Source organism: Pararhizobium sp. P1_E7 (assembly GCF_056405855.1).
Window position 1 is genome coordinate 1 of sequence record NZ_JBFUBH010000091.1, and the last position, 9,371, is coordinate 9,371.

Sequence of the window (9,371 nt, forward strand, 5' to 3'; positions counted from 1 at the left end):
GCGCGTTACCGACGGCTCGACGCCTTTTCCTTGCAAATGCAGTTTCTTGAGATAACTTTGCGAGACACCAACAAACTCGGCGACCTCGGCGAGCGAGAACTGGCGAAGGGTTTTTTGCGCATTCGGCGGAAACTTATCGATGCGGAGCATGTCGAGCTTGCTTGAGATCTCCCCGCCCTGATCGAGGATCACGTCAGCAAAGCTCATATCTGGCTCGGAAACCGGCCTTGTCACGTTCATTTTTCCAGAGACCCTTAGTCACGATATTTTATCTAAAATGCGAATTTATCGTCACTGTGAGCCGATTCCCGTTTCCTGACAAGGCAAATAGGGTTAACGACTGGTTGACGCGGTCGGGAAGCGCGGGCCGGGGCCTTGGAAGGCTATTCTATATAACTCAGTATTTTCAATGCGATAAAGGAGGCAGTCGCTCGAACTCACCCGCTCCCTTAACTCGCAAATTTGGGCGTTCTCTGCGGATGAATCATCGGCGCTGGTTCGAAAGAAGCTAGGGGAAAATCGCTCGCAACTGCGAATCGCACTCCTAAATTTGTGACTTTTCCTCGTCCACTTGATCCGCAAGCCGCAGGACGCCCTTGGCGAGAGGCTATGCGTCGCCGGCATTTTGCGCGGGGCAACCCTGATCGTCGGGCTGTTTGGTGCAACGGGTGCTTCGATTGGATCTGCCACAGAACTAGCGCCAAATTCTCTTTCGAAGAGGGGAGGGGAGGGGAGGGGAGGCGGAACGTGGCTGATCCTGTTTCCAATCTGCAGCGCAATCGTATTCACCGGGCGCTGTCGCGACCCAACCTGTTGACGGGCGCGGACCGCGAACTGGCGCTGATCACAGGACTTGCGGCGATTATCCTGATCTTCGTAGTGCTGACCATTTATTCGGCCCTGTTTGGGATCGCCGTGTGGATTGTCGTCGTGGCTGCTTTGCGAATGATGGCCAGGGCGGATCCGATGATGCGGCGTGTTTACATCCGACACATCTCTTACAGGTCCACCCATCGGGCGGCCTCCGAGACTGCTTGGGGCAGGGCGGCCGACCAGACGCTTGGAAGACCGATCCAGCATTATGTTGAGGACCGAAACGCCCTGGCCAAACTTGGCCAGGGCGCGCTCGAGGGCGACGGCCGGATCGACGGCGAGCTCAACCGCTATGTGTTGACCGCTCGTCGCAAATCCGGACGCAAGGCCAAGATACTCGCTGCCGACGTTGTGTCATGAAGTTCTACGGCAGGGTCTATGGCTGGGCCGGCTCCCCCTTGGCGGCGCGGTAGGCCTGCAGGTAGCCCCGGGCCACGGCGCGGATGGCTCGCCCGATCGAATCGTAGGCGTCGTCGGGCAGGTTGGCAAAGGATACGCGCACCGACCAATTCGGTGCCTCGAAGCCGGATCCATTCAGAACGACAATGCCATGGTCCTCGGCAAGCTTGAAGGCGATGTCGAGCGGATGAATGTTCTCCTTCACCCAATCCGTCACTTCATCGCCCACGTACTTTCGCGCCCAGAATTCGTAGTCGATGATGCCGTAGTACCGGTCGAAATAGGGCCGGGCGGTAAACTCGATGCCCATTCCATTCATCAGCTTTTCGAACCGTCGTTGGCAGATAGCCATGCAGGCCTTCTGATAGATTTTCTCCTCGTCCATCATCTCGACGAGGCCGAATAGCGACATCATCACCTGCTGCGGCAGTGACAGCCCGGCCGTGTGATTGAGCGCCACGTCGCGGCTATCGGCGACAATCCGATCAATAAACTTGAGATCACGCGGGTGAGGGGTCAGCGCCTTGTAGCGAGCGTCCATCAGTTTCTGCGTCGCCTCGGGCAGGGCGCGGATCATCTTGTCGAAAATGTTATCCTGGGCAACAGCGACGACGCCGAGACGCCACCCGGTGCAACCGAAATACTTGGAATAGGAATAAACACCGATCGTGTTGTGCGGCAGGTGACCCATGACAGACTCGAAGTTCGGCACGAAAGTACCGTAGACGTCGTCAGTCAGGATCATCAGGTCTGGTCGCTTGGAGTTCACGAACTTGATCAAACGATTCATGCTTTCCGGATCGATTGCGACGGCTGAGGGGTTTCCTGGATTGACAATGAAGAGTGCCTTGACTGACTTGTCCACAAGTGGTTTCAGGTCTTCGTCCGTCAACTGGAAACGATCCTCCGCATCTGCGGAAATGTGGATTTGCTTCAACGCATAGTCTTCGAGATGCGGCATCTCCAGGTACGGGGTGAATATCGGGGTGACGAGGGCGATGGTGTCGCCCGAATTGAGAAGACGGGCATTCTTTAGTGCCTTGAAGATGTAACACATCGCTGCGGTACCACCCTCGACCGGATAGAGGTCGAATTTGGCCGTCGGGCGATGGCCCGCGCACATCGCCCACATCAGGTACTCGTGCGTAATTGCCTCGTTGTGCACGAGTGCACGGTCGGGAACCGGGTAGTGGTCGCCGATAATGGAGTCGGTCAGTTCGTTGACGAATTTGTCGGGTTCAAAAGCGAATTTCTTGATCGCGAAATCAACCGTGGCTTCGAGCGTGTCAGCACCGGGTGTATCCGGATCGCCCTTCCGCTTTTCGACCCATGCCTTCAGACGCTTGTAGCAACCGTCGGCGGGAGGCATCCCCGCGAGACCTGCCTCTTCATCGAAGAAAACGCGTTTGGACTCGGTGAGGGCGAACTGGCCGAGCAGGAAGAAAGCCTCGCGTGCTTTGGTTGCTATCCAATTCGGATTGCCACGCCCGGCATTGAGGTAAGCGCGCCCTGCCTTGTCGGCCTGAGCCAGCTTGATAAGTTCGTCCTTGATTTCAAAAGGGCTAAGGTCGACGAATTTTGCGTAAATTCCGGCATCAGTCATCACACTAATTCTCCCATTTGCCACCCCGCGCCGGGGCTGGCGATCCTGAATGTGGACTTCGAATTTCGATAGCGGGGATGTTATGAGAAGCAAGAGTGGTTGAAAAGATTTGGAGGAGTAGCATACGGCATCTTACGGTGGGTGCCGGAGCCAACTGAAGCAGCGAAGAGGTCTCCGTGCGGGCAGACACACGACCTTCGCGCGATACCTCCATTTTCGTTGCTTCCATCCCTCGTGGCCGAGTGAGAAACTGTCGACCACGGACATATACGTGATTGGGACGCAACGATGCGGCGTCCGGGGCCACTACCACGACCGTCGCTCGCGGCTCCGCAGCTATGGTTGCTAACGCGGCTTGGCAAGCCAATCACTCATCGTGGTGATCTTGGTCTGGCTGAGCAGGCGCTCAACCTCAATGGAAAGGTCATCGACCATTTCGGTGAACTCTTGGCGTCGGGCCTCGCGGATGCCTTCATCAAGGTGATTAACAAACAGAAGCGCTCGTTCGGCGCAGGCGAGGTCTTCGCAGATTGTTCGGAAACTCTCGTTCCGTCTTATGAGATCGCGAATCTGCGCCGCGTGCGTCGGAAAGCGGCGAAGGGCTGAAGCCAATCCTTCACCATCAGAGTCGATTCCGGTCATGGCAACGTTCCGGGTTAGGCGAGAGGGTTCTTCCCGCGTCAAAAGATATAGTGCGTTCCGGAGCAGCATTGACGTAAAATACTTGAGGCTACGCGCGTTCATTTTGTCCGGTCGTGAAAAGAGTGACCGGAATGGGGGAAGACGGCAGGGCCACAGCTTTGAAAGTAGCTCTGGTGATCCCGATAGAGGCTACATGATGCTACGGGTTCCCGCCCTTAAAACCGTCTAAGATCGCCACAATCGTTGCTCGCCGTCGCTGCGCCTGGATGAACTATGTGTTTTTGGAGCACTGACGTGAGGAGGGGTTCGTCAGGCTCCGCTCGCGCAAGGTGTTCGGAAGTTCACGGCAACGCGCCGTCTGCTTCGAGTTGTGACTGGACATCACTATGAGGGAGGCTGCGAGCCGGCACTCTTCCAGAGCTACTGCGGCCAGAGACAGGAGCCGCTGTGCCTTTGCCGAAGTGCGTCCCGAACCGGTGGCGCTGCTCGAAAGAGAGGGCTGACAGAATGACCCGGTGGAGCGCAATATCTTTGAAGGCATCGACGACGCGCCTCACGTTTTTCACGTCGTCAAGGACGGGACATCCGAACCATCACCGACAATCAATAACGGGTCTTAAGTGAGGAGACGCAGCGATGAGCAAAAAGCATGAAAAAGGAGAGGTTGCGCCGGCGGAGGAACATGGCAGCCGCAAGGGCACCGACTACGACAGGCAGATGGAAAAGCTGCTCGTTGAGCTGGCGCATTTGCAGGCCTGGGTCAAAAAGAGTGGTGCGCGCATCGTCATTATCTTCGAAGGCCGCGATGCCGCAGGCAAGGGTGGTATCATAAAGCGCATCACGGAACGTGTTAGCCCGCGTATTTTTCGCGTCGTGGCTTTGCCGGCACCAAGTGACCGCGAGAAGTCCCAGATATTCATCCAGCGCTACATAGCCCATCTCCCAGCGGCGGGCGAGATCGTCATTTTCGATCGAAGCTGGTACAACCGAGCCGGCGTCGATCGTGTCATGGGGTTCACCACCGAGAAAAAAGTCCATCGCTTCTTGGAGATTGCGCCGCGCTTCGAGGCGACAATCGTCGAAAGCGGCATCATCCTGCTCAAATATTTCCTCACCGTGAGCGAGGAAGAGCAAGAACGAAGGTTCCGCCGCCGCATGGACGATCCGCTCCGTCAATGGAAGCTGAGCCCGATGGATGTCGAATCCTACCAGAAATGGTGGGACTATACGCGCGCTTATGACGAAATGYTGCGCATGACCGATAGCGAACATGCACCGTGGTGGGTTGTTCCCTCCGACGACAAGAAGCGTGCCCGCATCAACTGCATCTCGCACATCCTGAAATCCATCCCCTACGAGCGGGTGAAATTTGATCCACCGGACCTCGGCAAACGGCAGAAGCGGCCGAGCGAATATGTCGAGGATACCACCCCGCGGCGGATTGTGCCGGACGTCGCCTAGCTTCTGAAACGAACATGCGGCGCGTCCCATCGCGCACCGCATTTGGGTGCACCAACGATCGATTGCGACGTCACGCACGCGAGTTTACACGTATCTACAGGCTAGATACTTCCACTCGCGTTGGCGAAGGCGCAGGATCCGCGGCGAAGCTGGCCTTTCTGACCGCCGCCTTCGGTTGCTCGTGTCGACGCTAAAGCCGTTTGGTGGTAGTCTCCAGTTCACTTCACCGCTGCGCTGCACCTGTTGGCGCCGCCGAATGTGAGGATTCCAATGATGAAATTCGACGGTTTTTTGACAGGCTCCGTTTCCGCCACCCTCCTGGCCTTGACGATCGGTATCTGTGTCGGTGCAAGCGGTCCGGTTCGGGCGCAGCAGCAGGCTGCCGCTGTTGCAAGCGCTGACCAACCGGAGACTGCGCCGGACCTCCTGACTGCAGACGAACTCGAAGTGCTGGTGGCGCGTATCGCGCTCTATCCGGATGAGTTGGTCGCGCTGGTGTCTTCCGCTTCGCTTTACCCACTGCAGATCATCGAGGCGCAGCGCTTCCTGGAGGGGAAGAAGAAGGATGTCGAGCTGAAGCCGAAGGACAGCTGGGACGACAGCGTGATCTCCCTGCTCAACTATCCCGATATCGTGAAGATGATGAGCGATGATCTCGACTGGACGCAGTCCCTTGGAAGCGCTCTGGCCTATCAGCAAAAAGACGTGTTGATCGCCATTCAGGATTTGCGCGACAAGGCGGTGGCAAGCGGCGTCATCAAGACCGACGACAAAGTGAAAGTGGAGACCCAGGGCGAGAACGTGGTGATCCAGGCGGCGGATCCGGAAAAGGTCTACATTCCGAAGTACGAACCCGAGATGCTTTACGAGCCGGGTTACGTGCAGACGCCGATCGACTATTACGAAGATTCCTATCCCAGCTACTATTACCCTTCTGCGCCCTATTTCGCTGCGGCAATAACCGGCGCTGCGATCTGGGCAGCCGCGATCGATTGGGACGACTGGGGTGTCTGGGGCGGACGCTGGGGCGGCGACGTCGACATCGATTGCGACAAATGCTTCAACAACATCGATATAGACCGCGACAAGTTCAAAATGGGGGATGTCGATTGGAAAAACATCGACCGGTCGAAGATCAAGTTTGACAAGAACCAGATCGCGAACATCGATCGCAACAAGTTCAAGAGCGAGTTCAAGGCAAACCGCAGCAACAATATCGCCAACCGAGCCAAGGATGTTTGTCAAAACGGCGGCGACAGAATTGCAAACACACCCAAGGTTTCGGTCAACGACGTTCGCAAGAGCAAGGTGGATGCCGACCGTACCCGCTCCGAACGCGAGCGTGCGGCCAATGCCAATCGCGGCGACCGCAATAAAGCCGGTCCCGCTGCCGCTGCCCGAAAGGATGGCGGGAAAGCTGCCAACCGACCGGCGGCAACCGGGAAGAAGGTTGCCAACAAGCCAAAGAATGTCAATCGCAAGGTCAACAAGCCGAAGCCAGGTGGTCAGGTGAAGAAGTCCGGCAATCGTTCTGCGGTCGGCAATGTCAGCAACAAGCGCCAAACCCAGATGTCTTCCAACCGCGGGCGTCATTCTGTGAACGGCGGCGGACACCGCCGGCCGCAATCGATGGGCGGCAATCGCGGCGGCGGGCGGCAGGTCCATCGCGGTGGCGGTGGCCGTGGCGGCGGACGTCGTCGGTAACAGGGGCTGAGGAGTTGACGATGATGAAAATCGCGCGTGAAAGATGGATGTTCCCGGTGCTCGGAGGGATACTTCTCGGCGGAACGCTATTGACGGAGCCTGCTCTTGCGGCAGACGACGACAACGACCCCCCTCTTGTGGAATACATGGCAGCAGACGACCCACCGGAGTTCGATACGCCCGAGCAGGCGGCCGAGGCTTTCAAATCGACGGTCAATGGCGGCGATTTCGACAAGTTGGCACAACTGCTCGGACTGGATGCCGCAAAGGCTAAAGCAAGCGACGAGTCGGCAGACAACTATGCGGCGATCCGTGCGGGCGTGAAGGAAAAGCTGGTCGTCGAAGATCAGCAGGATCGCAAAATTCTGGAGATAGGCAACCAGCTTTGGCCCCTGCCTTTCCCTCTTGTGAAAAAGGACGGCGGCAGGTGGGCCTTCGACACCTATGCCGGCCTGGAGGAAATAGCCGACCGTCGTGTCGGCGAGAACGAACTTTCCACCATCGCCACGATGCGTGCCTATGTTGATGCCCAGGAAACTTACGCATCCATCGACCGTGACGGCGATGGCGTGTTGGAGTATGCCCAGAAGCTCATCAGCAGCGATGGAAAGCACGATGGCCTGTATTGGCCTTCGGAGCAGGGCGACGGCGACGAAAGCCCCGCCGGTCCCGCACTGGTAGACGGCAATGCATTGGAAAAGGCGAAGGCCGGGCTGGGCTACAATGGCTACCGCTACAGAATCCTCAGCGGCCAAGGCGAGAATATCGCCGGTGGCAAGTTCGACTATATCATAAACGGAAACATGATTGCCGGCTTCGGTCTGGTTGCGTGGCCGGTGAAATATGGCATCACCGGTGTCAAGACGTTCGCCGTTAACAAAAGCGGCATCGTTTACGAAGCCGACCTTGGCGATGATACGGCCAAGGTTGCCAAACGTATTGTCAACTTCAACCCAGGGGATAAATGGGACGTCGTAAACGAGTAGCTAAAGTAATGTTGTGAAGTAAACTGTTGTTGATTTGCACTTTTTTGAAGTGTATATTGGCGAGCATTACTTAAGCGTGTGGGGGCGCATCCCTCCGATGATCGTATCGGGGTATGAAGATGACTTTTGCACGTTCAGAAGCGTCGCAACCAGTTGCACAACCAGTTGCATCTGTGCCGCCGATAGATGACGAAATACGCGAACAACTTGTCAGAATTCGCTCGAGCCCAGCGTTTGATGCACCCGAACGTGCTCGGACGTTTCTGTCCTATGTTATCGAGGAGACCCTTCACGGTCGCGCTGACCGCATCAAGGCTTACTCTGTGGCCATCGAGGTTTTTGGCCGAGACGCTTCCTTCGATGCCCAAAATGATCCAGTCGTTCGTATAGAAGCCGGTCGGGTCCGGCGTGCTCTCGAGCACTATTATCTGCTTGCAGGACAGCAGGACCCAATTCTCATCACGATACCGAAAGGCGGATATGTCCCGACTTTCACCCGCTTTCATGAGTTGAAACCAAGTTCAACCGAGCCTGATCACCTGCCTGTTTCGCCGCCGAAGTTCAGTCTTGACAAGGCCATCTTGTGTTCTGTTGCGGCACTCCTTTTTGGCATCGTCACATTGGCGTTTTTCGGCAGCACGACTTTGCAGCGTTTTTCTGAACGCACGTCGCATGTTGCAGACAATCCAACTCAGGAAACACCCACGATTGTCGTGGCTCCGGTTGAAGATATTACTGGGACGCCGAACTCGGCGATTTTAGCTCGAGGCCTCACTGATGAGGTTATCGGGCAAATGGCGCGGTTCAAGGAGATAGCGGTCCTGGCCGGCGATCCTTCGGATGGCGCCGTTGGTGCGCCTTCTGCGTCTGATCTGCCGCTTTACCGGCTTGAGGGGCGTGTTCGGCTGGATGATGACCGCCTTAGATTATCGACGCGACTGGTCGATCGTTCCAACGGTATGATTGTTTGGACGAAAGCTTATGACGCTGACCTCGGCAGGCGCGAGCGTCTCGATGTTGAAACGGAGATAGCCAGCGAGATAGCCACAGCGCTGGCGCAACCCTACGGAGTTATTTTTCAGACGAATGCATCGCAATACGCAAAATCGGCGACGAAGAATGCCCAGGCCTATGCCTGCACTTTGTCCTACTACAGCTATCGCGCGGACCTGAACCCGAACACCCATGCCGCCGTTCAGCTATGCCTTAAGGAGGTCGTCAGGCAATTTCCGAGTTCTGCAACGGGTTGGGCCTTGCTATCGCTTACATATTTGGACCAGCTTCGCTTTCGATATCTGTTGAAGCCGCTCGGTCCGCCGCCGCTCGGTCTGGCCATCGAGGCAGCCAGGAAGGCGGTGGAACTCGATTCTGACAATGTACGCGCGCTTCAGGCCCAGATGCTGGCCTATTTCTTTAGTGGCGACCCGAAAAGCGCCCTTGCAGTCGGTGAGCGAGCCTTTGAACTGAACCCCAACGATACCGAACTTGCAGGTGAATACGGCTTCCGCCTGGCATTGTCCGGAGAGTGGGACCGCGGCTGCGCTCTTATTCTCGATGCAATTCATAAGAACCCCGGCCCGATGGACTACTTCCAGTCGGCAATGGCAGTATGCGCATATATGGGGCGGGACTATGCCGGCGCCGAACGCTGGGCTCGTACCTCCAATCTTCACGACAATCCGATCTATCACCTGATCCTGATT

Annotated in this window: 6 protein-coding genes and 3 pseudogenes; 6 read left to right on the forward strand and 3 right to left on the reverse strand. The window is 56.7% G+C overall.

Annotated elements, in window-relative coordinates:
- A pseudogene (locus AC1D17_RS26205) lies at positions 1-240 on the reverse strand (plasmid partitioning protein RepA); the annotation flags it as partial.
- Positions 241-613: 373 nt separating this feature from the next.
- Here AC1D17_RS26205 and AC1D17_RS26210 point away from each other — a divergent pair.
- A pseudogene (locus tag AC1D17_RS26210) lies at positions 614-742 on the forward strand (TrbC/VirB2 family protein); the annotation flags it as partial.
- Positions 743-747: 5 nt separating this feature from the next.
- Positions 748-1,044: pseudogene (locus AC1D17_RS26215) on the forward strand (conjugal transfer protein TrbD); the annotation flags it as partial.
- A gap of 205 nt (positions 1,045-1,249) precedes the next feature.
- Here AC1D17_RS26215 and AC1D17_RS26220 read toward each other — a convergent pair.
- Positions 1,250-2,875: a bifunctional aspartate transaminase/aspartate 4-decarboxylase gene (locus AC1D17_RS26220; RefSeq protein ID WP_477568196.1), complete on the reverse strand. Its 1,626-nt coding sequence runs from the start codon at positions 2,873-2,875 to the stop codon at positions 1,250-1,252.
- Between the two features lie 345 nt (positions 2,876-3,220).
- Entirely contained in the window at positions 3,221-3,517 is a 297-nt protein-coding gene (locus AC1D17_RS26225) for a hypothetical protein (protein WP_477568197.1), read from the reverse strand.
- 636 nt (positions 3,518-4,153) lie between these two features.
- Here AC1D17_RS26225 and ppk2 point away from each other — a divergent pair.
- From ppk2 to AC1D17_RS26245, 4 genes are all read left to right on the forward strand, one after another.
- Positions 4,154-4,978, forward strand: a complete 825-nt coding sequence (gene ppk2 / locus AC1D17_RS26230) for a polyphosphate kinase 2 (protein ID WP_477568198.1) — start codon at positions 4,154-4,156, stop codon at positions 4,976-4,978.
- Positions 4,979-5,251: 273 nt separating this feature from the next.
- Positions 5,252-6,682: a DUF3300 domain-containing protein gene (locus tag AC1D17_RS26235; RefSeq protein ID WP_477568199.1), complete on the forward strand. Its 1,431-nt coding sequence runs from the start codon at positions 5,252-5,254 to the stop codon at positions 6,680-6,682.
- A 20-nt stretch (positions 6,683-6,702) separates the two neighbouring features.
- Positions 6,703-7,668 (forward strand): DUF2950 domain-containing protein, encoded by a 966-nt coding sequence (locus AC1D17_RS26240; protein ID WP_477568200.1) that lies wholly within the window; start codon positions 6,703-6,705, stop codon positions 7,666-7,668.
- A 119-nt stretch (positions 7,669-7,787) separates the two neighbouring features.
- Positions 7,788-9,371, forward strand: a 1,584-nt coding sequence (locus tag AC1D17_RS26245) for a hypothetical protein (protein WP_477568201.1), incomplete at its 3' end; no start/stop codon positions are given.